Source organism: Clostridium sp. C8-1-8 (genome assembly GCF_009928445.1).
In the GTDB taxonomy this organism is placed as follows: domain Bacteria; phylum Bacillota; class Clostridia; order Clostridiales; family Clostridiaceae; genus Clostridium_AR.
In genome coordinates this window covers 79,291-105,607 of sequence record NZ_JAABNO010000004.1, presented here as the reverse complement: position 1 = coordinate 105,607, position 26,317 = coordinate 79,291, and the positions used below count along the sequence as shown (strand labels likewise).

Sequence of the window (26,317 nt, the reverse complement as noted above, 5' to 3'; positions counted from 1 at the left end):
TTCTCCTTGCTTTTATCTACATAATTTACTTTATCTTAATACTAAATTTAACTATTATTATACCCATAGCTAATATTATTACACAGAGTGAAAAAAACACTAAACTGCTGGAACTACTCATAAGGTTTTTCTTCTGTTTTTGTGCTTCATATAGTACCCCATTATTTTTATCTAATATATAAAGTGAATTATCTATTAACTTTATATCCTTTATTTGAGCATTACTTCTAAATTTAAACACCTTACTAATAAGTCCATTTTTATCTAGATTGTAAATAGCTTGTTGTTTTTTATCATAAAAAAAACTTGAATCCTTTCCTTTAATGATGCCATTTTTGTCTATAATTAAAGAACTAATGGCTCCTACATCCTTATAAACATAAGCTGGCGCAGGAGGACTAACCATGGGCCATTTACTTAGAAGCAGTTTTACAGCTTTACCCTTATCATCTGTAAACTTTGGTGAATCTAAAGGATCTCCCCCGCTAAAGTCAGGCCAGCCATACCATATATCCTTTTTAAGCTCATATATATAATCCGTATCTCCTTGAATTGGTCTTAGTCCTCTATCCTCCATACCTCCTACTATTGCCATTAAGGAACCTTCAGAATTGTAGTCCCATCCTTCAATATTTCTTATTCCTGATGCAAATAGTTCTGCTTTATTATTTTTAATACTGTACTTTATCACCGATGCGTTACCAGGAAAGCTCTTTTTGATAACCTGTCCATTTTTAGTTTTAACACCATACTTAGAGAAAGCTCCTGTAGGTTCTTCTCCATAATTACTTCCTTTTAAGGTTATATCCATAGGTGAACTGTCTGGAACAGCTTCTTTGCCACTTACTATTCCTGAATTAGTTGCTGCCCCAATGGCTATATATATATCATCCTTGCAGATGATTAATTTACACTTGTTATAATCTCCTTTATCTGGCAAGTTATTAATTAATTCACTTTTTATCTTATTTTTAATATCATAAGATATTAGATTACTACCTTCTACATAATAAAGCTTTCCATCCTCATACCCTATGGAATTGATATTTATATTACTTTCTTTTATTACGTATTCACTCTTGCCATCAGTTCTATATAATTCTATACCATTATCTGAGCCAAAATATATATTCCTTTTTTCATCAAAGGTAAAGCAGTTAGCTTCTTTAATACCTTTTACTTTTATTTCCGTTCCTAACCCAGAGCCAATCAAAGATACATTAACCCTCATGGCATTTGTAAAAAGCAAAGCACCACCTAAAACTGACAGGATTATAATACCTATTATAATTTTTGTTCCTCTCATACCATCCTCCATCATAAGGTTTCTAAGTTAAATATATTTTTAGTTAATACAAATAATGATAACCAATGAATATTTGTCCACTTTTTTGAATAATTTTTATTATTGAGGCTTAGAGGAGTGATTGTATTGGAGCAAAATAGTTTTTATAAGAATTCTATTCTTTTAACTGTAGCCAACCTAACCACGGGAATGTTAGGATTTATATTTTCGATTTATCTTTCAAAGGTATTGGGACCTGAAGGAATGGGGCTTTATGGTTTAGTAATGCCTATTTATAATCTTTTTATATGTCTGATGACTGCAGGAATTGTGGCAGCTATTTCTAAGGTATCAGCAGTTTATTCTTCAAAAAATGATTTTGGAAATCTGTTTAAGACAATTCGAACTGTAGCTATCTTCAACCTTGTTTGGGCTACTATAGTTGGAATTTTAGTATATTTAGCTGCACCAGCTATTGGATCTTACTGGGTTAAAGACCCAAGAACAATAAATGCCATCAAGATCACTTGCCCTGCTATGGTTTTTATTGCTCTTTCAAACATATTAAAGGGATACTTTTATGGAAGCTCAAAGATAGTTATGCCGGCTTTCATAGACATACTAGAAAAAGGTATGAGAATTTTTGTAATTGCCTTACTGATTTATTTTTTCAAAGCTAATTCTCTTTCTTCCTTGGTCACCGTAGCGTATATTGCTCTTTGTATTGGTGAGTTTCAAAGCTTGGCTTTACTTTATGTATACTACAAAAGCCTTACTAGAAAAATTATGATTATGCCATCAAAAAAAGAAGGACGAGCTCAGCTTCTATTCGATGTTTTAGTTGTATCTGTCCCACTTTGTATTACTGGATTTTTAACAAGTATATTCTATACCATGTCAGCTTTAGTTGTACCGAGAAGACTTGTACAAGCCGGTTTTGAATATAGTACTGCTTTATCCATGATTGGTAAGTATAACGGAATGGCCTTGACCATAGTAACCTTTCCTTTTTTAATAATACAATCTCTAAATACTTTGCTTATACCAGACTTATCTCAGTCCATGAATAAAAAGGATTATTATTCAGCTGCAAGGAGAATAAAAGAGGTAATAAAGCTAGTTTTCCTAATAGGTATATGTACTTCTGTTATATGCATATTGATTCCTGACTCCTTAGGACAAATGTTCTTTCGAAGAAATGACTTAGGTGATTACATAAAAATAGCCGCTTTCTGTACACCGCTTTCTTTTACTTCAGGCACTATGTTCGGTATACTCAACGGTTTAGGAAAACAAAATGTAATACTGAGAAACTCAATAATTATTGAAGTTATAGAACTTATCTCTCTATATATCCTAACAGGAATACCTTCTATAAATGTTTATGGATATGCTATAACCGCATTGCTAGTTTCAAGCTTAAGTCTTATCTTAAACTTATATGAGGTTAATAAAAACATTGAACTAAACCTATCCTTTGGCGCAGTTATTATCTTCATACTTATAGGCGTTTTGACCTTCTACCTATTGTCTATATTATTGCCTTTACTTACTGGCATTAATATAATACTAAAGAATATCATATTGATAGTTGCTTGCTTTACCTTCTTTATAGGGGTTTCTGTAAAATTGAGAATAGATTAATGTTTATATACTTAGAAACTTGGTTCTTTTAAAGTACACTGTTGAAATTAACTGTTCATTCATCCTACACTTTAATAAAAGTTACAATTTCATTAAAGTTTTATTAAAAAAAGACGATAAATAAGGGATGAGCTCTAAGGCTCACCCCTTATTTATTATTTTAGTAACCCTATAAAATTATATAATTAAATAATTTAATAGGAATACACTAATTACTAAACTTATTATATTTTATTTTAGACGTCTTTTTAAGAATCCAGGCATCATCCTAGATACCTTTGGAGATAGTGAATCCATCTCCTTTTTAGTGATACCTCCGATAGATATCATAGCGTATAAGTAGGTTATGCCGCCTAAAGCTATAGCTATAAACAGAATAATAGAGTTTACTATTCTTCCTTCTCCTAAATAAGTATTCATTATGCCAAAAACTGATATCTTTAAAAGCAAGATAACTATGGTCATAGCAAGTGAACTTAATATAGGCTTAGAGGCCACTCTAAGCAAGGAGAACTTGAACTTAAGAGTCTTACACATCTTTCTATGATTCAATATCATAGGTACGAAGAAGCATAGCACTCCTCCTACTACAGCTCCCTGTATATTTATATCTTTATAACCAATCAAAATATAGTTTGATACTATCTTAAGCACTATACCTATGCATAAGGAACCAACTACAAAATAAAACTTATTTACTGCCTGTAGTATGGTATTTTGTATTTGTACTATAGCCATAAATACAACTACAATAGATCCGTAAAGCATAAGCTGTGAACCTGTGGTCTTTCCAAATAAGACCTTATAAATCTCACTGCTTAGTATAGCTAGTCCGAATGCTGCTGGAATTGCTACATCATAACTTATTCTAATAGCAAATAATATTTTTTCCTTCATTGTCTTCTTATCTTTAACTACCAGCGCTCTAACTATTGCTGGCATAACTGCAGTAGCTAAGGCAGTTATTATTGTCAAAGGAACATATAAAAGTGTCTTATAGTATCCCAAGATACCATATAATACATTACCTTGATCTTCTGTAAAGCCTGCATATAATAGTCTTTTAGTAACATTCGTCATATCAACTACAGCTCCAAAGTTCTGTAGTCCTGCACTTAAGGCTATTGGGATCCCATACATACCAAGCTTCTTAATTATTGTCTTAGTTCTTACTCGCTTTATTTCTTTATCTTGATTAGAAACCTTCCTGTCAATTCTCTCGATTGCAGCTATGTATATTAGATAAACTATTGCTATAAACGCACCTAAAGAAGTTCCAACGGTTCCTCCTGCACTTCCTTTTTCAACGCCATACTTTATAAATATATATGCAAATATTAAACTTGCAGCTACGTTCATAAACTGTTCTACTACTTGAGACACAGCTAAGGGCGTCATTATTCCTTTTCCTTGAAAATACCCTCTATAAACGCATAAAACTGAAGTTAACGCTATAGCAGGTGCTAAAGTTATAAGTCCCATAAATATTCTTGGACTTCCAGTATTTACAGCTATAAACTTAGCACTAACTATAAGTATGATTGATATTCCAGTTCCAACTAATAATAAAAGCGTTCTAGCCAATCTAAAAGTTCTTTGTGCATCTCTATGGTTACCCATGGCCATAAGTTCAGATATGTATTTTGCCACAGCTGTTTGTATACCTAGATTTAATACAGCGTATAGGAAAGTGAAAATTTCATAAGTCTTTTGGTATATGCCATATCCTCCAGTCCCGATTATAGCTTGTAGCAGAGGTACATATAGCAAAGACAAAAGCTTTGCTAATATGCCTGCTAATGAAAGTATGGCAAATCCTTTGGTGGTTGATTGCTCTTTCATGATCTACCCCTATCTAAATAACAAATTTAAATACGTCCTTTTTAACCTTTTTGAACATAGGAGGAAGTCCTTCTGCTATAGTCTTATTGTTAAGGTAGTTAAACTTCTCTGGAACTTCCCTAAATATAACCTTATAAGCATATAAAAATTGATAGGTAAGGCCAAATTTATTTTCAAAGAAATTATTTAGCTTTTTGTCACCGTATTTAGGATCACCTATAATAGGATTATTCAAATGTGCTAAATGAGCTCTTAGTTGATGACTTCTACCTGTAATTAATTCCAACTCTACAAGTGAATATGCACCATTACTTTGAATAGTCTTAACATCCATAGCTATCTTCTTAGTATCTGGAGCATACTTGTCATACACTGTAGCAGTGTTGTTTTCATCATCCTTAGATATATAAGCTTCATATCTACCGTCTTTAATTCTGCCTTTAACCAATGCAGTATAATACTTCTGAATCTTTCTTTCTCTTATCATCTCATTGAGAAGCTTTAAAGATTCGAAGTTCTTCCCAAAGAAAACTATTCCTGAAGTATTTCTGTCCAGTCTATTGCATGGAGCTGGTGTAAAGGTAAGTTCCTTCTCTGGTGTATAATCTCCCTTTTTGTGTAGGTATGATAATACATAGTCAGTTAGAGTAGGATCTCCATTCTTCTTATCTGAATGAACCAGTACTCCTGGCCACTTCTCCACTAAAACCATATTTTCATCTTCATAGGTTATCTTTATTGACTTAGGATCAACAAGCTGAAAAGTTTCAGCCTTTTCCCTCTTAGACTCTATGTATTTTATCTCTATGCTATCTCCAACTTGAAGAGAATACTTCTCTTTTTCTTTCTTGCCGTTTACTTTAACGTCACCTTTTCTAAGTGCTTTAAAAATAGCACTAAGTGGAACATCCTTTAAAAGCTTTCTAAGAAATTTATCCAATCTTTGACCTGCTTCATTTGTTCCTATCTCTATTTTCACATAATCAACTCCTAATTAAGTTTCTTCCATTGTTTAGCTTAATATTATTTCATTATCTTGTCAAATAATTAAATACAGTTTGGCATTGTACCGCTACTCCAACAGGTAAACACTGTTCATCAATATCGAAGTTTGCGTTATGGATTGGAGCCACAATGCCTTTCTCTTTATTGCCGCAGCCTAACATATAAAAGCATGCTGGTCTTTCATTTGCGAAGTAAGCAAAGCTCTCCACCCACATTCTTGGTACTGGTTGAATTAAAACATTTTCCTCGCCTATTGCTTCTTTAGCAGAAGCTCTTAAAAGTTCAACCATGTCATCATCATTGTATAAACAAGGATAGCTTTCTTCTATTTCAAGCTCATAGCTTCCTCTCATTGCTGCACATATGCCTTTAAGTATTTCTTCTAGCCTTAATTTTGTATTTAATCTATCTTCTGAAGACATTGTTCTAATTATTCCTGTTAGCTTAACTTCATCAGGAATAATGTTTTGTGCTGTACCACCTTGTATGCTTCCTATAGTAACTACAGCAGGGTTAAATGGATTTATTTCTCTGCTTACTATAGTTTGCATTGCCAATACAACTTGAGCTGCCATAACCACTGGATCTACAGCATTATTTGGTGCTGCTCCATGCCCACCTTTACCTTTAACCTTTATGGTAAAAGGATTTGAAGCTGCATTAACAACTCCATTCTTAACCATTATCTTTCCTGCTTCTAAGTCTTCAGTTACATGAAGTCCAAATACTGCATCTACCTTAGGATTTTCTAGTATTCCTTCGGTTATCATAACTCTTGATCCGCCAGTGGTTTCTTCCGCTGGTTCGAATATTAGCTTTACTGTTCCCTTTAAAAGATGTTTATTTTTATTTAAAAGCTTAGCTGCCCCTAAAAGTATGGTGGTATGTGCATCATGACCGCAGGCATGCATCTTACCAGCTACCTTTGAGCTGTAATCACAAGATTTCTTATCTTGTATAGGAAGTGCATCCATATCTCCTCTTAATGCAACAGTCTTACCTTGCTTTCCACCTTCAGCAGTTCCTTCTATGATTCCACATACTCCTGTGCCTGCATAAACTTCATAAGGTATACCTTCTTTTTCTAAAAACTCTTTTACCTTACCTGAAGTTCTATGCAAATCAAAATCCAGCTCAGGATTCTCGTGAAAATCTCTTCTTAAACTTACAAGCTCATCATTTATTGATAATGCTTCTTTATAAAAGTCTAGCCCCATTACTTATTCACCTCTTAATTCCAAAATACTTCTATTTTGTCGCCCTCGTTTAATTTATCAGTATAAGCTGCATTTTTACCATTTAGCAGTAGATTAAGTGTGCCCTTAACTACAGTGAGATCAAATTCAATATAATTGAATATATCTACAAAAACATAATCCTTCTTACCTTTAAGCTCCTTAGGTTCACCATTTGCAAAAACCTTTAAGGTTATTCCTTGTTCTTCTTTTTTAGTAGGATTACTTTCTTCCTTATCTTTAAGCTTTTCTTCAACTATAGCTATTCTATCTCCGTTTTTAACTTCATATCCTTCTGGTTCAATTTCACCGTTTATACTTAAGATTATGCTATCTTCAAGCTTTAATATGTATTTTTTTATTCCTTTTAAGGTTCTAGGATAAATTATGTTTACTTCATCACTATTTTTTATTACAGAATCTAAACTTGCTTTCTCACCATTAATTAAAATTACTGGTTCGATTGTTATAAGCTGTTCCTTATAGTAGCAAGTTAAGTCCTCTATATCTGTCATATAGTCCATAACCCTTGGTGCAGCATCTTTTCCATCCTGAGCATAATCAATTGTTATCTTATCACCATCGGATACTAAGGTTTCAAGAGTTGCCTCTTCATCATTTATTTTTAACCTTGCGTTGGTTCCTAATTCACCAAAAGCCATTCTTTTTGAACCATTGATAGTAAATCTTATGTTTTTGCCATTCTTACCAATCAAAATTTTAGGATTGATATTAGCATGAAGTAAAACATCCATAACATTGTGCTTGTGAGAGTTAAACAAGCTTATTAAGCTATCATTTAAAGCTACATCTATAAAGTTGTGACCTAAGCTCTTTATAGATAATAAGGCTATACCAAGCACTGTAACTCCTGAGCTTCCTGGTGTAAGATCTGTACAAACACAATCAGTAACAGCATCTCTTCCTTTTATGCCGATTCTCTGTATAGGTATATTTAACTTTTCACTGATTAATTCCTTCAAATATGGAGTATGAGCACCACCACCTACTAAAAACACCGCACTAGGAGCCTTAGATCCATTTAAATCTATTATCTTTCTAGAAACCTCTTCCGCTATTTTTTGAACTATTGGCTCTACAAGCTTAAAGATTTCATCCTTACTTACAGTATTTTCAAAACCAATTACATCGGTATAGGCTATTTGATCCTTTTCAACAGATTCCTTTTTTATTCTCTCTGCAGTATTAAAGTCCACAAGATAAGTTTGAGCTATGGCTTCTGTAACCTCATCACCAGCAAGGGGAACCATACCATAAGCAGTTACGCTTTCTTTATTGCATATGGCTATATCTGAAGTTCCTGCTCCAACATCCACTAGGGCTATGTTAAGAAGTCTTAGGTTCTGAGGCACTACTGCTTCCATAGCAGCAATAGGTTCTAAGGTTAAATTAACCACATTTAGATTAACTTTATTCATTACGGAGTAAAGGCTGTCCACAACTGATCTAGGCAAAAAAGTAGAAATAACTTCTACAGCTATATTCTCTCCCTTATGACCTAATAAGTTGGATATTACATAACCATTTAAATAATAATTTTTAACACTATATCCTACACAATATAATTTACCATCAGTAGTCTTATTAATTTCTTCCTCAGCTTTTAGCACTGCAGTCATTTCCAGACTTCTAAGAGTATCCTTACTTATCTCTTCATCATTAAGTTCCATTTCAGCTTTACTTTCTACAGTTCTTAAGAATCTACCAGCAGCTGCTATAGCCACCTCTTTTAACTTAAAGCCAAGCTCCTCTTCCAGTTCTCTCTTAACATTGTTCACCCCAGAAGCTACTAGATTTATATCATGAATTTGTCCATCTACCATAGCTCTTTCATCATGCTCTAAAAATCTTTCACAAATAACATGAAACTTCTTATCCTTAACCATTCCAACGGTAGCTTTAATAGTTCTTGTACCAATATCTAAAGAAAATATGACATCCTGCTCTACTATATTATCCATAATCATATTCGCTTAACCCCTCTTACGTTAAAATCTAAAGGCTCATATTCTAATGAATATGAGCCTATACTTACTTATGATTATATTATAAATTTACCAATGCCACAATGTTTACTTTTCATTCTTACATAATCTAATAATAGAGTGATTTTAAAGAAACTTTTATTTTAAATTGTTTATAGAAATATATTCTATTCAATTACTATTACCTCATTGTGGAGCCTTGAAAAATATAGTAAAATTCCCTTAATGCATTGATTTCAATATCTTGAGGTTGGTAAGGCACTAACATTTTTAAAGCAGAAACAGAAAAAAATGACAGTCCCAAGTAATCAATACTTTAAGTTCGATATATATTTAGAGACTATTAAAAATAATACGTTTAGAAAATAAATAAGCTCTTAATTTTGCTAAATAAGAGTCTTAAAATGTTTCACATAAGTAAATAATAATTTGAATATGTCCATGAAAGGATATGCACCATGTATAAGAATAAACACAATAAATATAATATGCCTATACGATTTTTTCCTAAATATAATATAACCTATAAAATTGTTATTGCTTATTTTAATTTATGTACTATAGCTCTTGATATTTTTTTATTTTATGAGCTTATTATAGAACATATGAATATAAGAGATATTTTAATAATATTAGCTATAACACTTCCTTTACATTTATATGTAACATATCTAGATGCTGATTTAGTAGGTTCTATAATTCTAAAAAGGCAATACGTTGAAATAAATTATGACGGTATCATAATCAAAAAGTTGTCTAAAGAAATAATAATAAAATGGGCTGAAATATTTGAAGTTGAATGTCATTCATACAGAGGGACAGATTCTATAAGGATATCAAGAAAAAAAGACATAGCTATAAATAAATATTTAAGAGTTCTGGGACGATGGTTGGGGCTGTTTTATATAGAAATTAATAATAGTAAATATAAGAACATAGATATTAATAAATTTATTGATACAGCAGGTAGTTATATGAAAAAAATTCATCTTCTATAGCCTTATCCAATTTTAATACTTATCACATTTTTCTTTTAGATTATGCAATATCAAATAGCATTGACTTTATATATCAATGCTATTTTTCTGAATTCTATTCAATTAAAATTATATAATTTCACTCTAAAAAATATAAAATTTTAACAAGTTCAATTCTTAACTTTTTTTCCTCTTAAATTGTTAAGAAGTTAAGAATTTATTGTATTCAAGCCAGTTTGGAGACTTTTAAATTTAATCCAAGCCTCAAAACTCTATTTCGATTTTATTAGTTTTTTATTAGATATAAAATAACCAATAACTACACCTAAAACAGCTACCATAAGAAAATCTATATTTATAGTTATCTCCCTATGATAGGATAATCCAAAGATAGAAAAGATAGAATTTATCAAAAAGATTCCTATATAAATTGCTATACCTAAGAGTATGCAGTTGTTAAGCTTTCTAAAGCTATTATAAGCAATAGGTGCAAGAATACCTAAAAGAAAATATCTAAAAAAATATTTTAATACAACTCTTATAAAAATATTTAGTCCTAGCCCTTTAAGTGCCATTCCTTTTAATATATTAGGTATACCTATGATTGGTATTAGGTTTATTGAATAATTTATTTGTTTAGAAGTATCAGAAAAGGTCTGTATATATTGAATGTAACTTCCTATAAGATATGCTATATATATTACAAAAAATAATCTTATCCACTCAAGCTTTAAGCTTACTGCATCTTTATTCTTTATACTCTCTTTAAGCTTTATAGCTCTTAGAATAATGTATATTGGAGCTGATAATATCATTACTACACCTTTTATTGTTCCTTCATCCCTTACATAATTGGCAATACAAAATATAAAGGCAAATGAAATAGTAATCATACCTAAAGCTACAAACAGCGCTATATTAAAATTCTTTCTAGTAAAAGGAATCACCTTTGAAAGTTCAGCCTTTATCCACGGTGCCTCTCCAAATCTTTCTATCGCTATCTTTATGCTTTCAGCTTCACCTTTTCCTTCTCTCTTAAGTTCCTCTACAGTTTCTATTAAATGCTGTCTCATATCATTTTTTATTTCTTCTATCTCTTCAAAATCATCATCTGCATTTTTATATATAGAATTTATATAGTTATCTATCTCCTTCACCACCATACCTCCTTAAAAGATGTTTAGTCTACAAATCCCCTTTAATAAATTGTAATACTATCATTGAGCCTTAAAAGAACTCTATTTATGCAAATACCTATGATTTTCTTATCTTTTTGCTATATATAAACCACCCAACAACTGTTCCTAAAATACATGATATAAGGTAATCTACATCAAAGTTAATAGTTCTTACTAGTGTTAATCCCAAAATAGACATAGAATAATTCAACATAGTAGCTATTAAAAAAATTGTCCCCCCTAATCCTATACATGCACTTAACTTTTTATATCTACTACTTACAATTATGGATAAAGCCCCTACTACTAAGTATGAAATAAAGACTTTTACACAGCTTATTACTGGTACATATATAGGAACCCCTCTATGGGTTACATCTATCATATGACTCAAAGGTATAAGGCTTACAGAATAATATACTTTGTTATTATAGTTTGGAAAGGTTCCAAACTGATGTATAGCAGAGCCTATTATATAAAAAATAGAAATTATAAATAATAATCTTATTCCTTCTTTTTTCAAGTCAGTTTCTTGGTTACTCTTTCTTATACTCTCTAGTTTTGAGGCTCTGATAATAATGTATATAGGTACTGCAAGAACTGATAGCATAGTGCCGTCAAGTAAAAATTTATTACCTGCATAATTTGCCAGTGTAATTACAACTACAAGCAATATACCAATCATCGACAAAGAAGCACATAGAGATATGCTAAAATGCTTTCTAGTAAACGGAATCACCTTTGAAAGTTCAGCCTTTATCCACGGTGCCTCTCCAAATCTTTCTATCGCTATCTTTATGCTTTCAGCTTCACTTTTTCCTTCTCTCTTAAGTTCCTCTACAGTTTCTATTAAATGCTGTCTCATATCATTTTTTATTTCTTCTATCTCTTCAAAATCATCATCTGCATTTTTATATATAGAATTTATATAGTTATCTATCTCCTTCACCACTATTCCTCCCCAAAAAAGATGTTTAGTATATCTCTGAAAAACACCCATTCCTCTTTCTTTACTTTAAGATACTCAATACCCTTTTCTGTTATCTTATGATATCGCCTTCTTCCGCCTCCGCTTTCTCCATCATCCCAGTAGGTAGTTACAAGCCCGTTATTTTCAAGTCTTTTAAGTACTACATACATGGTGCCTTCTTTTATCTCAAAGCTTCCCCTGCTAGTATTTCTAATTCTCTTTGCTATCTCATAGCCATATAGATCTTCTTTTTTCAAAAGCGTCAGTATAATGCTTTCTATATAACCTTTAATCATTTCTTTGCTTAATTCCAAATAGTTCACCTCCAGTAATATTATACCATAAACTACTCTATGCTATAAAGTACTTCATGCTATAAAAATAAAGTTTTGTATGTTTTTTACAACCTCAATGCATAAAAGCCTTTAATCTACTGTGAAGATTGTAAAATTACACTTTTTTACGTTTTAATCTATACTTGAAAACATTGTTTTTTTATATTCCTATGTATTTAAAAAATGTTGGTGTAGGATATCATCAAGCCAATAAACTGATTTTACACAGTAAATGACTAACTTAATATCCGATAACGCTAACCTCTAGAGCAAATAAAGATATACCACTTTGATAGAAAATATACATTTAAAGCTTCTCTGCCTTCTGAAATGAGATTTTGAAACATGAATTTTATTACTTAGCGATATATCTTTATCTGTCATTGTTCAACTTAGTATTTAATCCATAAATCCATTAACAACATTTTTTAAATACATTCCTATATACCAAAAAAACTTTACTATATAGTGTTCTATATAGCTTGTCTACATAATATTATTTAAATCTATATTTATATTTTATACCATCATTTTAAAACTATATATTAGAATTACTGAGCTAAAATCACCCTATATGTTTACACAAAATTTAATATATGGTAAACTTATCTAGAACTTATGTTCGTAATATTATTACTTAAAGGGGCCGTTTTGATGAAAGTATCAATAAATAATTTAAATATTAATTATGAAACAATTGGCGATGGGAAGCCAATTGTTTTGATTCATGGATATTATCCTGATCACAGACTTATGTCTGGATGCATGGAGCCTGTTTTCAATAATCTATCCAGTTATAAAAGAATATATATTGACTTACCAGGCATGGGTCAGTCCGAAAGTGCAAGCTGGATTAAAAACTCTGATATGATGCTTGATATTGTAATAGAGTTTATAAACACCCTAATTCCTGGCGAGAATTTTCTCCTTTGCGGTGAATCTTATGGAGGATATATTGCAAGAGGTATTACCTATAAGATTCCTGAAAAGGTAGATGGGTTATTTCTTCTATGTCCTTGCATTGTAGCAGATTATAATAAACGTAATAATCCTCAACATGTAGTCTTATATGAAGATCCTAATTTATTATCAACCCTTGAGGAATTTGACGCTAAGGACTTTAACTCTATGGCAGTGGTTCAAAGTGAAAAGATATGGCAAAGATATAGTGATGAAATATTATGCGGCGTAAAAATAGCAGATGATAAATTTTTAACCAACTTAAGAAATACCGGTTATGAGTTTTCTTTTAACGTTGATAACCTTGAAGCTGTCTATGAAAAACCAACTCTTATGCTTTTAGGCCGTCAAGATTCCAGTGTAGGTTATAAAGACTCCTGGGACATATTAGATAATTATCCTAGAGCAACCTTTGCAGTTTTAGATATGGCTGGTCATAACCTTCAAATAGAACAAGAAGCTGTTTTTAATACATTGGTTAAAGAATGGCTTGAAAGAGTGGAAAAAAATTAATCTTTCGAAATGATTAATAAAAATAATATTCTGTTAAAGTACTATATTGAAATTAATTTACCAGTTATCCTATGCTTTAATGAACTTAGACAAATAGTTAATGTTGAAATTTAAAAAAGGGATTCTTTTTTCAAGAACCCCTTTTCTAAACTTATAGACGTTAAAGTATTTAATTTTCATTGTTATTTTATAATATTGTTTCAAAAATCTAGCCTATAAACTTAACTTCAGTTTCCAAATCTATATCCGTCTTATCCTTAACGGTCTTCTTAACAAGTTCAATTAAAGACTTAATATCCTTTGCTGTAGCATTTCCTGTATTAACTATAAAATTGGCATGTTTCTCAGAAACTTTTGCTCCGCCTATTGCTACATTTTTAAGCCCTGCATTCTCTATTACAGCTCCAACTGGATGGCCGTTTATTCTCTTAAATATACTGCCTGCATTTGGATAATTAAGTGGTTGAGATGAAATCCTTTTAGCTTGTATCTCACTCATCTTAGCATGTATAACTTCATAGCTATCTTTCCTTAGATTAAACCCTGCAGAAAGAACTGTATAATTTTCCTTTTGTATTATGCTGTTTCTATAAGAAAGCATAAGTTCTGCTTTACTTATCTTTTCTGTCTTATCTTCTTTTAAGACAATAGCATAATCAATTATGTCACTTATCTCAGAATTGTAGGCACCTGCATTCATGGTGATAGCTCCACCAATGGTACCAGGTATACCTGAGAGAAATTCAGTTCCAGCTAATCCATGCTCTAGTGCTATTTTACTAACAGTTGAAAGAAATGCTCCGCATCCTGCTTCAAGTAGATTCTCTTTAATATTAATAGAATTCAATTTTGATGTCTTAACAATAACTCCCCTATATCCGCTGTCCTCTACAACCAGATTACTTCCATTCCCTATAACTATGTGCTTAATATTATTTAATCTTAAATACTCAAGTACTGATATCAATTCAGCTATAGTATCTGGACTTACCAATACATCTGCATTTCCTCCCACACGAAAAGTCGTATGCTTACTCATAGGTTCATTTACAAAAACATTTTTATTATTAAGCAATACTTCCAAGCTTGAAACAATATCGTCAGTGTTCATAATGATATCTAGCTAATATGATATAAAATCATAAGAACTAGAATCCTCCTTTTTATCAATCTCCCTATATTCTATAACAGATTATATAATTGCTTACATTTATTTTCAATATAAAAGTATACTACTATCTATTAAATTATAAAAGGACTATTTAACTTTCGCTAAATAGTCCCTATCATAAGCAGATATCTTATTAATTTATGCAGCCTCAGATTCTCTAAGTTGCTGCTTCTTATTTTTACCAAGCTCCATTATTGCTCTTACTATAAATCCTCCACTTAAAAATACTAATATAAAAATCAATAATCCTATCATATTACTATTAAGTAATGATTGATTTATACCAGATATGGTCATTCTAAGTGTACTTACTGAGTAAGTCATCGGTACTACTTTATTAATAATCTTATAAAATAAAGGAGCAGTCTCTATTGGGAAAGTTCCTCCAGAAGAAGCTAGTTGTAGTAGAAGTACTATAAACATTACCGCTCCCCCCAAAACTCCTATAGCATGAGATACTCCATACATTACACTGAAAAATGCTACAGCAATCAGAATATTTGTCATATAAAATTCAAGTATATTTGCTGGGTCTATTCCTAAGCCTTTTGTAACAGTTAAACTCAATATTATGGCCTGCATAGTTACAAGACCTGAACCAACTATAAACTTGCCAAAGAAGCTGTTCATTAACTTACTCTTAAATAAATTCTTTGATTTTGCAATGGAAAGTATTAAACTCATAAACATTGCACCTAACCATAAGGATAATGACATAAAATATGGTGCTAAGCCTTCTCCATAGTATTTCACATCATTTATAGAGTTATCCTTAAGAGTTATAGGCTCGGATATAAACTGAGACATATTCTCAGAATTGAATTTAAGTTTATTACTCATCTTATCATAGCCGCTATTTAGTCCATCCTTAAGTTTGCTAGTTCCATCATTGGCATCGCTTAAACCGCTAGTCAAAGTATTTGCTCCGCTGCTAAGCTTATTAAGTCCATTAGTTAAATCTTCAGTTTTACTTGCTGCAGTATTTAAACCTGAACTTAAACTTACCGCACCATCATTTGCAGTTTTTAATCCATCTCTTAAAGCTATAGAACCAGTGTTTAGCTGTTGCAATCCATTAGACAGTTCTCCAGTTTTGCTAGCAGCTGTGCTTAAGCCACTATATATAGCAGAACTTCCACTTTGAAGCGCCTTTGCTCCAGCTAATAACTGATCTACGCCCACTGAAGCTTTATTTTGTGTATCTGATAGACCATTTACCAATTGATTTATTCCATCTGAAAGATTTTTGCTTCCTTGTTTTAACTGTTCCATAGCATTAGGTAAAGGCTTAACCCCTTCTGCCATAGCTGAAAGATGTCCAGATATCTTTGCAGTTTTATTTACTGCATCTACCTTTTGCACTGTACCAACTATTTGTTTTATTTTTGCTTTATCCGCTTCACTCATATTTGAGTTATCAAGATCAGCAACTAATTCTGGACTAATTGCACTATTGGCACTGCTAATAGCTTGTTCTGTTTGACTTGTACCATAAGCTAAAGCACTAAAATTAACATAATTCAAATCAGAAGTTTTTTGTGCTAGTTCACTAGTTTTATCACTTAACTGAGAAGCACCACTAACTAACAGTGGAAGTTTGTCATTCTTAGCGGTTAAACTTTGCTTAAGCGTGTCTAAGCCACTAACTAGCTTACTTGCTCCATTTAAAACTTGATTTTCTCCAGAAGCTAGTGTAAACAATCCATTTTTCAAGTCATTTGCTCCATTGGAAGCTTGTGTAATTCCACTAGAAAGATTGTTACTACCATCATATAACTGTTTTGTTCCAGCTTGAAGTGATTGCCCTCCAGTCGCTGCCTGCTTCAATCCATCTTCTAGTTTAGAAGCTCCACTAGCTGCTATTCCAAGACCATCAGTTAAAGTTTTACCGCCATCAAGTAGCTTTTGTGTACCATCTTGAAGCTTAGAAGCTCCATCTCCAGCATCCTTAATAGATACCTTTACGTCATATAAACTATCTACCAATGCTTTTGAAATTTCTTTTTGTATGCTGGAACTAACTTCAGTTTTAATACCCTCAGCAACCTTTGAGGAAACTTGCGAAAACACAAAATTTTTCCCTTTGTTTGCTGTATAAGTTATCTCTGGATTATTAAACTTTCCATCTTGTGCATTTGAGATGCTTTGAGAAAAGTTTTCCGGTATCTCTATCACTGCATAGTACTTAGTTCCCTTAACGCCATCCATAGCCTCTTCATGACTTACAAAACGCCAGCCTACTTTATTGTTATCTTTAAGCTTATCTTCAACTTCCTTACCTATAGCATATTCTTTTCCATCCTTCGTAACCGACTTATCTAAGTTTACAAAAGCTACTGGGACACTATCAAGCCTCCCATAGACATCCCATACGCTGCCAAGGTAGATAGAGGAATATAGCATTGGTACAAACATAACTGCAACAACTAATACAGATATAATAACTAGTGTAAACTTTCTATTATCTTTTGCTTTCTTTAATTGCATTTTGCTACCTCCTTATACTATTGATCAGTAATACAATTACATAAACACTTGTTTTTTAATAGACACATGTGTATTATAAGATGTGTGTTGTCCATTTTCAATCATTAATATAGGCTGATTTGATGGTTATTAGACACATAATAGACATTTGTCTATTATCTCACACAAAAAAATATTAACCTTACTAGAATTTTTTTTGTAATATAACTTTGTAACTGCACACTTAAAAAATTTAGCATATGAAGAATTTTTATTTTATGGAGGATTATTATATGAAAGAAGAGAAAGTTGATAGGCGTATAAGGAAGACAAAATCAACGCTACTCCACGCTCTTACTGCTCTAATGTCTAAAAAGAAAATAAGTGACATTACTGTGAAAGAACTGACTGATTTAGCTGATGTTAATAGATCTACCTTCTACTTATATTACAAGGATATATTCGACATGGTGGAACAAATAGAAAATGAAATGCTAGAGGATTTCAATGATGCCTTCGATGAGTTTTCAAAGGACGCCAATAACTATTCCAATTTCTTGTCCTTTTATACTCATATCTTTGAGTACGTACAGGATAATGGCGAGATGTGTAAGATACTGCTTGGCCCAGACGGAGATTATTCTTTTATAGAAAAATTTAAAAAGGCTATCATTCAAAAGAAACCACCTTTTGGAGAAACTATACCTAAGATAAAGATACATTTTGTAAGACCATTTTTAATATCTGGCTGCATAGGAGTAATACAACAATGGCTGAAAGATGACCTAAATGTTCCCCCAAAGGAAATGGCTCTTATTGTATCAGACATAATTCAAAACATAACTAATAATTTATAATAGCTAGTTCTTGTACCTATTATGTAATTTAAAAATATTGAATGTAAATTTTGATAAATGGAAAATATTATTTTTTGTTAAAATATCAATTTAATTTTTATTAAGTTATATCTAAAGTTCTTGCTTAAATGGTTTAAAATTTAAGTATAAAGCTATTCTTATAACAAGCAGATATTGTATTTTAAGAAAAAAAGTACTTTTATTTTCATACTAATACTTGATTATATTCACTTTTATACATATAATTACAAGTGAAGTTACCCAAAACTTTTAGAAGGACGTAACAAGCTTGTCTACAATTTTCATGTTGCGTCCTCCTATTTTATTTGTAAGGCTTTTATGGCATTAATAATATAAGTATACTGATCTTATGATAACTTTATATAAGCAAAAGTAACCTCTTTAATACATCTAATTAAAGAGGTTTTATTTATATATCACTATATTTTAAATTATTACTAATTTATAGCTTCTCAATCTTACTCAAAAGCTTATTTTCCACCAGAATCTTTAAGTTGAAGCCTCTTACCATTCCATCATCAAAGGTTATTTCTATGTTATCCTCAGTGGTTTCTTTAACAAAGCCTGCTCCAAAGCTTTTATGGAACACCCTATCTCCAATGCTAAAGCCATAGTCTTCTCTCACTATATACTTGTCTATGGCTATCTCATTTAAGAATTTGGATCTTTCCTTAAACTTTCCTCTTAACATCTTTGGAGAGTATATGAAAAGATTATCCTTGGCTCTTGTTACTCCAACATAGAAAAGTCTTCTTTCCTCTTCCCCGTCTTCTTCTGCATTTTTGTGAGGGATGATGTCTTCATTAACATCTATAACATATACGTTTTTAAACTCCATACCTTTTACGCCGTGAATAGTGCTTAAGATTACTGAGTCGTCTTCACTCTTTCTTATGCTGTTTTTTATATTTTCTTCTACAGTTTCTACATGAGCTAAAAGAGTTATTATGGATTTGAATTCTTTGCTTATTTCCTTAAATTCTTCTACGATTTCATCAAGTTCATTGATACTTTGCTTGAACTTATCACTATATTCTCTCAGATAGCTATAGTACTCTAATTCAAATAATATAAAGTCAATGGCACTGCTTAAGGTCATCTTGTTCAAATTAGCTACGTCTCTTTGAAGCTCGTCAATTTTCTTAAGCTGAAAAGGATGTATGTCTCCTAGTTCCATCAGCTTCTTAAAATTACTTTCTTTGATTCTTGAAGCGCTAACCTTTTCCAGGTTAGACTTTGAAATATACCTAAAGGGTTTGTTTATAACTCTAGTAAAGCTTTCCATGTCCCAAGGATCTATGGATAGCTTTAAATAAGCTAGTATGTCTTTACATATGAAATGATGGAAAAAGTTATATTCCTTATCTAAAAGCTTAAAGGGAATCTTATGTCTAATAAAACCATCTATAATGCTTCTTGACTCCATATTGGTTCTATAAAGTATGGCATTATCTTTATATCTGTCTCCACTGTTCTTAAATCCTTTAATCTTTCCGATGATATCTTCGATTTGAGAACTTTCATTAAAAGGAATAACCACTTCTAATCTTCCAGTTTCTTTCCTAAAGTATTGAATCTTCTTGTTATTTCTGTTCTTATTATTTACTATTATCTCCTTGGACAAATCTACAATATTACTAGTACTTCTATAATTATAATTTAGGTAAAACTTTTCTCCTTGGTCAAAGTTATTGTGGAACTCAACCATATACTCAGGCTTTGAGCCTCTAAAGGTATAAATACATTGATCTTCATCGCCAACTGCAAATACAGAATTGCTGTTGTTTAAGAGTTTTAAAAGGCTTATCTGTAGATCATCACAGTCTTGAAACTCATCTACTAATATATATCTGAATAATTTTCTATAACCATTTAAAATTTTTGGTTCTCTTAAGAAAAGTTCTTTACATCTAAGCTGCAAATCATCGAAATCCATCAGATTTCTCTGTTTCTTGTACTCCTCATACTTTTCATAGCATTCCATAAATACTTCCTTGCTTATAGAGGATTCAAAGTCATCTATTGAAGTATTGGAGGTTTTAAAAAGTGATATGTTGTTTAGCACTTCCTTAACTTTTTCCTCTCCTACTTCATGAAGCTTTTCTAATAATACTTTGTTTATCAGCCTATACCCCTCACTAGGATTAATCAAATCCACATTTCTTTGATGCCTTTTCAATATCTTATAAAAAAGACCATGAAAGGTACCGAAGAAAGGATAGTTATTTAACTTACAAAGCTTAGTAAACCTATCCTTCATGTTTTGAGCTGCTGCCCTTGTAAAAGTTATTACTACAATGTTACTTGGGTGTACTTTTCTTTCTTCTATCAAAAACTTTATTCTATTTATAATAACCATAGTTTTTCCGCTACCAGGAGCAGCAATTACTAAGGTATTTCTACTATTACATCTAACCGCTTGTTCTTGAAATTCATCTAAATTAGTCACTGTTCTCCTACCTTTGTTCATTCAATTCTATGTGAATATGCGTACCTTATATAAGATCCATTTATAAAACTCCCACCATTTCTTCTAGGAGCCCTTTACACATATATTAATAACTGCCTCATCTATAATTATATCTCTGAATTTGTATACTGACTTGAAACCTATATATAATTATAGCAAATGAAACACATTCTTAAGTATAACATCAAACTTGACTTATATAAAAGCATATATGTCTTCCATTGCCCTAAGTAAATTATTGCCTATATATCACAAAGCTCAAACTCAAAGATATGAGTAAGCTTAAAAATTTCTAAGTATATTGTAATAATTAATTTATAAGGTTACAATATCCTTATGGTATTTCATGTAAAGGAGATTAACTATGACAAAAGAAATTAACTTCGATGTAAGAAGTTCTAGAAATTTGACTATGCTTGTAGATTTCTATGAACTTACTATGGGAAATGGATATCTTAAGGATGGATTAAAAGATAAGATAGCTTATTTTGATATGTTTTTCAGAAGAGTTCCTGATGGTGGTGGATACTGTATAATGGCTGGTGTTGAACAGCTTATTGAATACCTAAGCAATTTAAAATTCACTAAAGAAGACATCGATTATTTAAGAAGCAAACAAATATTTGCTGATGAATTTTTAAAATATCTTGAAGACTTTGAGTTTTGCTGTGATGTATGGGCTGTACCAGAAGGTAATCCAGTATTTCCAAATGAGCCTTTGGTAACTGTAAGAGGTCCAGTTATACAAGCACAGTTTATTGAAACTATGATACTTCTTACAATAAATCATCAAACACTTATCGCTACAAAAGCAAATAGAATATGCAGAGCCGCACAGGGAAGAACGGTTATGGAGTTTGGTTCTAGAAGAGCTCAAGGATACGATGGAGCTATATATGGTGCTAGAGCTGCTGTAATTGGTGGCTGCGCTTCTACAGCTTGTACTATAGCAGAAGAAATGTTTGACATTCCGGCTTCTGGAACGATGGCTCATTCTTGGGTTCAACTTTATCCAAATGAATATGAAGCTTTTAAAGCTTGGGCTGAAGTTTACCCAGAAAACTGCACCTTCTTAGTAGATACCTATAATGTATTAAAATCAGGTATACCTAATGCCATAAAGGTTTTTGATGAAGTTTTGAAACCAAAGGGACTTAGACCTAAGGGAATAAGAATAGATAGCGGAGATATAACTTATCTTACAAAAAAATGTAGAAAGCTACTTGATGCTGCTGGTTATAATGATTGTAAAATCGTAATTTCAAACTCTCTTGATGAGCATATTATAAGCGATGTAATAGCTCAAGGAGCTAAGATTGATTCTTTTGGTGTAGGCGAAAGACTAATCACTGCCAAATCAGAACCGGTATTTGGTGGGGTATATAAGTTAGTTGCTATAGAAGAAGATAACAAAATAGTTCCTAAGATTAAAATAAGTGAAAATGAAGAAAAGATAACAAACCCTGGTTTTAAAAAGATTTATAGAATCTTTGACAAGGACAACGATATGGCTATTGCTGATCTTATAGCTCTTAACAATGAAGTAATAAACACCGATAGCAGTTTAGAAATTTTTGATCCTGTTTATACTTGGAAAAGAAAAAAGCTTACAAACTTCTATGTTAAAGACTTGATGGTACAAGTTTTTGATAAAGGTAAGCAAGTTTACGAAAACCCTTCTGTACTTGAAATAAAAGATTTTGCTAGCGAAGAAACCGAAAAACTTTGGCCAGAAGTTTTAAGATTTGAAAATCCTCATACTTACTATGTTGATTTATCAAGTAATCTATGGAGTTTAAAGCAAAGCCTATTACATAAATATACAGATCAATACAAATAAGAACGTAAGCGGTTACTATAATAAAATTAAACTTCTTATTTTAGATAGGGTTAAAACCCCATAAAACACAAAAGATTACAAAAATAAGTGTCCTTCAGATAAAACACACTATCTGAAGGGCACTTATTTTTAGGCTTTAAACAGAATATATATTTTAAACAAAACCTAATTATATGCTTATAGATTGCTTAATTCAACATATGTAAGTTTTAGTATCCTGTGGAAGTCTTAAACTTTTTGATGAAATAATCCTCTTCAATTTCCTCTGAGAATTCTACAGCACCAGTTACTTCCTTTAATGAAACTCCTGTAAGATGCGTCCTAAATACACAATCTTCTTTATCTTGTGTACTACTTTTCATAGGACATTCTTGATTACATTCAATTGCTTGATTATAATTTGACCAAAAAGGACAGTTTCCCATAATTATCCCCCCTTTAACAATTAAGAAAATTCTTCCCATTTTTCTATAGAGATATTATATTTTAATTTTAGAAAAAAATAAAGAGACTTTTTGTTAACAATTTAACTAGTTTTATTTATTCATTCATACTTCCAACCCATTCTAATGAATCAATATATATATTGGACAGTTTCTCGATAGCTATATTATGTTTTTCTGTAAATATCATTAGTTTATCAACGTCCATACTTTCATAACTAATTGAGATGTCTAATATTTCATAAAGAAAGTTATCTTTTTTTATTAATGCTCTTTTTATTTCCTCATCAACTGGAAGTTCTTCAAGTAAAGTTTCCATATCTGTTGAAAGCACTACATCTAAGTGAGAGAATAATCCTACCATAAAAGCAGATGCTGATACGCTATTTCCCATTGCTTCGCATAAAGCCTCACAAAAATGAGCTCTAACCATAGCATTTTTAGAAAGCTCTTCGTAATCAGGGTCTGTAAATAAGTTAAAACTAAGCAATATTACCCATTTCTCTAATTCTTTTATCCCTAGTAGAGTAATTGCTTGTCTAACTGACTTTATCCTATTAGGAATTCCAAAATGTGCAGAATTTATATATTTTATTAGCTTATAAGATAAAGATGCATCGCTTATTATAAACTGTTCCAAACTTTCAAGACTTACATCACTCTTCTTTAATTCTCTCATAAATATAACAAAACTTGTACTCGCCACCGGACTATGCTTTCCTGAAATAATCTTAGGCTTACTAAAGAAGAACCCTTGAAAATAATCATAGCCTACATCCAATGCCTTTTCAAAATCTATACTATTTTCAACTTTTTCAGCTAAAACCTTAATTCCTAACTTTTTAAAAGTGCTACATATCTCTTTCTGTTGCTCTTCTGTAGTTAAAGAAAAGTCCACCTTAACAATATCAAGCATACCTATTAAAGGGGTTATATCTCTGTCATTTGCAAAGTCATCAACTGCAATGGTATAACCTTTGTTCTTAAGTTTTTTGCATGCTGTAATAACATCATCTGTAAGTTCAACATCTTCTAATATTTCAACTACAACTGTTTCCTTAGGCAAAAGAGTTGGTAACTCTTCAATAAGAGTATTTTGGGTGAAATTTATAAAAGCTTTTTTACCTTCCGTAATTTTATCTAACTCAAGTACTGCTGCGTTAGATAAAAGCTTTCTTGTTGCAATATCACCATCTATATTAGCAAACTTATTTACATTACTATTTCTATACAACAATTCATATCCAAAAACTCTCTTATTTCTATTAAATATAGGTTGTCTAGCTATAAAAATTTCCATATAATCTCCTCAAGTATCCGTAAAGTAAAATTTATGTCTAAAAAAATAGGATTTCTATTTCATAAAATTCATACATATGATATAATTACACTCGATTTTTGTGTTTTATCCTTGTACCCACATAAAAAAAAGGAGGTTATTTTATGAATACACAATCAAAAATCAGGTTTTTAGCCTACACGGCAATTGTTGCTGCACTATATGTAGTAATAACACTTTCATTTTCTTGGATGGCTTATGGTCCTATTCAACTAAGAATTTCCGAAGTTTTGGTACTTCTGGCTTTTATAGACAGAAAGTATATACCTGGCTTAGTTTTAGGCTGCATTTTAGCCAATCTATCAAGTCCAATTGGACCTCTTGATATAGGAATAGGAGCTTTTGCTACTTTTTTAGCAGTATTCTTCACAAGTAGAACCAAAAACTTATTTATTGCTACATTATGGCCAACCATATTTAATGGTCTTATAGTTGGAGGAGAACTTTACTTTTTAGGCTTTGCACCAAATGCAGCCTTTGGAATTCACCCTCTAATACTATCCTGCGGTTTTGTAGCAATTGGAGAATTTGTAGTAGTTTCTATAGTAGGGTACATATTATTTAACGTAATATTAAAAAACAAGAATATCGTAAATGCACTAAAAATCACTAGGTAAAGACTTTTAAGTCTTTGCCTTTTTAATTTCTACAAATTCCTCTTATATTATTATAATCTAATTTAATCTATTTTTAACATTTTATTCACGACATATTATATCAAAGCAAGTATTTTTTTACTTATAATGGATATTTTAAAAGGTATTTTTTAATTACTGCTTGTTTTTCAATTTAAATATTTATTATTTATATTTTATTAGAACATTGAAATAATTTCAAATATATTTTATATTTCTAATTAAATATACAATTGTTATTGTTTTGCATATCTAGTTTTCTTAAATACACTTAAGGAGTTTCGACAGGTAACAGTTGCTTCATTTTTTTATAGTATATAAAAAATAATCTTTTTGCCTATCTTACTTTGCCAATATATATGAGAAAAATCTGGCAGGCTACATTTTTTTACTTTTTATAGCAAACAGCTTATCTAAGTCCTTTAAATCACTAGTTTTTTTCTAGCAAAACATTTATAATTTCATAAACAACAAAAAAGAAGATGTTTTCACATCTTCTTTTGTAGATATTATCATTAATTAAAAAATTCCTAATAAACCTTAATTACTATCTGTTGTATCTGCATTCAGGGTGTATAGTATTTTTAGTAACACTTATATTTATAATTTCGTTTTGGAATGCTTTAAGTAATGCTTTTTCAAGTACTTTTTCTTGATCAAAGTTCTCTACATCACGACATTCTGCAAATACTTTGTTTAGCTCGCCATTGGCATTTCTATATGTCAATGTAACATAAGGTTTCTCATATTCTACCTTAATTACTTTTAGTCCCCATGATATCTGTGCATAGTCACCATCTATACTTAATTTAGTAAGATCCTTAAGTCTATCTTTTTCTTCGTTTGGGTCATTAATGATAAGTAACTCATCACCAATTTTATATTTTGCCATATTTCAGTCCCTCCTTAAAATAAAATATATGACTTCCGCTACTAAAGTTAAGTTTATCACTTTAGCATCTTTTAGTAAAGGTTATTGACTATATTCTTTATTTAATTATATATTATAGATAAACTATTACTATAATGACATTAGTTGTTAAGGCCAATTAACTTGGTAATTGTTTTTTATTTTGATTCAGCAAATATATATAATCTGATTTGTTTGCTACAATTATTATATTA

General features: G+C 31.1%; 20 protein-coding genes. 6 read left to right on the top strand and 14 right to left on the bottom strand.

What is annotated here, in order from left to right; translation table 11 throughout:
* Positions 1–25 precede the first annotated feature (25 nt).
* Positions 26–1,306 (bottom strand): hypothetical protein, encoded by a 1,281-nt coding sequence (locus GXK57_RS05965; protein ID WP_160672956.1) that lies wholly within the window; start codon positions 1,304–1,306, stop codon positions 26–28.
* A gap of 126 nt (positions 1,307–1,432) precedes the next feature.
* On the opposite strand from GXK57_RS05965, the gene spoVB reads away from it, so the two are divergent.
* Positions 1,433–2,929, top strand: a complete 1,497-nt coding sequence (gene spoVB / locus GXK57_RS05960; RefSeq protein WP_160672953.1) for a stage V sporulation protein B — start codon at positions 1,433–1,435, stop codon at positions 2,927–2,929.
* A 231-nt stretch (positions 2,930–3,160) separates the two neighbouring features.
* On the opposite strand, the gene GXK57_RS05955 is transcribed toward spoVB, so the two are convergent.
* The 4 genes from GXK57_RS05955 to GXK57_RS05940 are packed head-to-tail and all read right to left on the bottom strand — an operon-like array spanning position 3,161 to position 8,999.
* Positions 3,161–4,771: a polysaccharide biosynthesis protein gene (locus tag GXK57_RS05955; protein WP_160672950.1), complete on the bottom strand. Its 1,611-nt coding sequence runs from the start codon at positions 4,769–4,771 to the stop codon at positions 3,161–3,163.
* Positions 4,772–4,784: 13 nt separating this feature from the next.
* Positions 4,785–5,750 carry an RluA family pseudouridine synthase gene (locus GXK57_RS05950; protein ID WP_160672947.1) on the bottom strand — a complete coding sequence of 322 codons (966 nt, stop codon included), beginning with the start codon at positions 5,748–5,750 and terminating at the stop codon, positions 4,785–4,787.
* Between the two features lie 52 nt (positions 5,751–5,802).
* Positions 5,803–6,993, bottom strand: a complete 1,191-nt coding sequence (locus tag GXK57_RS05945; protein ID WP_160672944.1) for an amidohydrolase — start codon at positions 6,991–6,993, stop codon at positions 5,803–5,805.
* A gap of 14 nt (positions 6,994–7,007) precedes the next feature.
* The gene (locus tag GXK57_RS05940) at positions 7,008–8,999 is read right to left on the bottom strand and encodes a cell division protein FtsA (protein WP_160672941.1); all 1,992 of its coding nucleotides are present in this window, start codon (positions 8,997–8,999) and stop codon (positions 7,008–7,010) included.
* Positions 9,000–9,475: 476 nt separating this feature from the next.
* On the opposite strand from GXK57_RS05940, the gene GXK57_RS05935 reads away from it, so the two are divergent.
* Positions 9,476–10,015 (top strand): hypothetical protein, encoded by a 540-nt coding sequence (locus GXK57_RS05935; RefSeq protein ID WP_160672938.1) that lies wholly within the window; start codon positions 9,476–9,478, stop codon positions 10,013–10,015.
* Positions 10,016–10,266: 251 nt separating this feature from the next.
* On the opposite strand, the gene GXK57_RS05930 is transcribed toward GXK57_RS05935, so the two are convergent.
* The 3 genes from GXK57_RS05930 to GXK57_RS05920 form a co-directional block, all read right to left on the bottom strand.
* A complete protein-coding gene (locus GXK57_RS05930) occupies positions 10,267–11,151 on the bottom strand; it encodes a permease prefix domain 1-containing protein (protein WP_160672935.1) in 885 nt (294 codons plus the stop codon).
* Between the two features lie 97 nt (positions 11,152–11,248).
* Positions 11,249–12,121 carry a permease prefix domain 1-containing protein gene (locus GXK57_RS05925; RefSeq protein WP_160672932.1) on the bottom strand — a complete coding sequence of 291 codons (873 nt, stop codon included), beginning with the start codon at positions 12,119–12,121 and terminating at the stop codon, positions 11,249–11,251.
* Positions 12,122–12,123: 2 nt separating this feature from the next.
* Entirely contained in the window at positions 12,124–12,456 is a 333-nt protein-coding gene (locus tag GXK57_RS05920) for a PadR family transcriptional regulator (protein WP_160672929.1), read from the bottom strand.
* A 675-nt stretch (positions 12,457–13,131) separates the two neighbouring features.
* Between GXK57_RS05920 and GXK57_RS05915 the strand changes: the two genes are divergently transcribed.
* Positions 13,132–13,950 (top strand): alpha/beta hydrolase, encoded by an 819-nt coding sequence (locus tag GXK57_RS05915; RefSeq protein ID WP_160672926.1) that lies wholly within the window; start codon positions 13,132–13,134, stop codon positions 13,948–13,950.
* 208 nt (positions 13,951–14,158) lie between these two features.
* On the opposite strand, the gene murB is transcribed toward GXK57_RS05915, so the two are convergent.
* Together murB and GXK57_RS05905 are read right to left on the bottom strand one after the other, a co-directional pair.
* Positions 14,159–15,061: a UDP-N-acetylmuramate dehydrogenase gene (gene murB / locus GXK57_RS05910; protein ID WP_160672923.1), complete on the bottom strand. Its 903-nt coding sequence runs from the start codon at positions 15,059–15,061 to the stop codon at positions 14,159–14,161.
* Between the two features lie 198 nt (positions 15,062–15,259).
* Entirely contained in the window at positions 15,260–17,608 is a 2,349-nt protein-coding gene (locus tag GXK57_RS05905; protein ID WP_160672920.1) for a YhgE/Pip domain-containing protein, read from the bottom strand.
* Between the two features lie 272 nt (positions 17,609–17,880).
* Between GXK57_RS05905 and GXK57_RS05900 the strand changes: the two genes are divergently transcribed.
* The gene (locus tag GXK57_RS05900) at positions 17,881–18,444 is read left to right on the top strand and encodes a TetR/AcrR family transcriptional regulator (protein WP_160672917.1); all 564 of its coding nucleotides are present in this window, start codon (positions 17,881–17,883) and stop codon (positions 18,442–18,444) included.
* Positions 18,445–18,907: 463 nt separating this feature from the next.
* Here the strand turns inward: GXK57_RS05900 and GXK57_RS05895 are convergent, their stop codons facing one another.
* Positions 18,908–20,914 (bottom strand): ATP-dependent helicase, encoded by a 2,007-nt coding sequence (locus GXK57_RS05895; RefSeq protein ID WP_202127682.1) that lies wholly within the window; start codon positions 20,912–20,914, stop codon positions 18,908–18,910.
* A gap of 385 nt (positions 20,915–21,299) precedes the next feature.
* Between GXK57_RS05895 and GXK57_RS05890 the strand changes: the two genes are divergently transcribed.
* Positions 21,300–22,775, top strand: a complete 1,476-nt coding sequence (locus tag GXK57_RS05890) for a nicotinate phosphoribosyltransferase (RefSeq protein ID WP_160672911.1) — start codon at positions 21,300–21,302, stop codon at positions 22,773–22,775.
* 209 nt (positions 22,776–22,984) lie between these two features.
* On the opposite strand, the gene GXK57_RS05885 is transcribed toward GXK57_RS05890, so the two are convergent.
* Positions 22,985–23,200 carry a hypothetical protein gene (locus tag GXK57_RS05885; RefSeq protein ID WP_160672908.1) on the bottom strand — a complete coding sequence of 72 codons (216 nt, stop codon included), beginning with the start codon at positions 23,198–23,200 and terminating at the stop codon, positions 22,985–22,987.
* Positions 23,201–23,315: 115 nt separating this feature from the next.
* Positions 23,316–24,518: an HDOD domain-containing protein gene (locus tag GXK57_RS05880; protein WP_160672905.1), complete on the bottom strand. Its 1,203-nt coding sequence runs from the start codon at positions 24,516–24,518 to the stop codon at positions 23,316–23,318.
* Between the two features lie 143 nt (positions 24,519–24,661).
* Here GXK57_RS05880 and GXK57_RS05875 point away from each other — a divergent pair, with 143 nt between their 5' ends.
* Complete coding sequence (locus tag GXK57_RS05875) at positions 24,662–25,174, top strand: QueT transporter family protein (RefSeq protein ID WP_160672902.1); 513 nt, start codon at positions 24,662–24,664, stop codon at positions 25,172–25,174.
* Between the two features lie 565 nt (positions 25,175–25,739).
* Here the strand turns inward: GXK57_RS05875 and GXK57_RS05870 are convergent.
* A complete protein-coding gene (locus GXK57_RS05870; protein WP_160672899.1) occupies positions 25,740–26,084 on the bottom strand; it encodes a hypothetical protein in 345 nt (114 codons plus the stop codon).
* Positions 26,085–26,317: the final 233 nt, after the last annotated feature.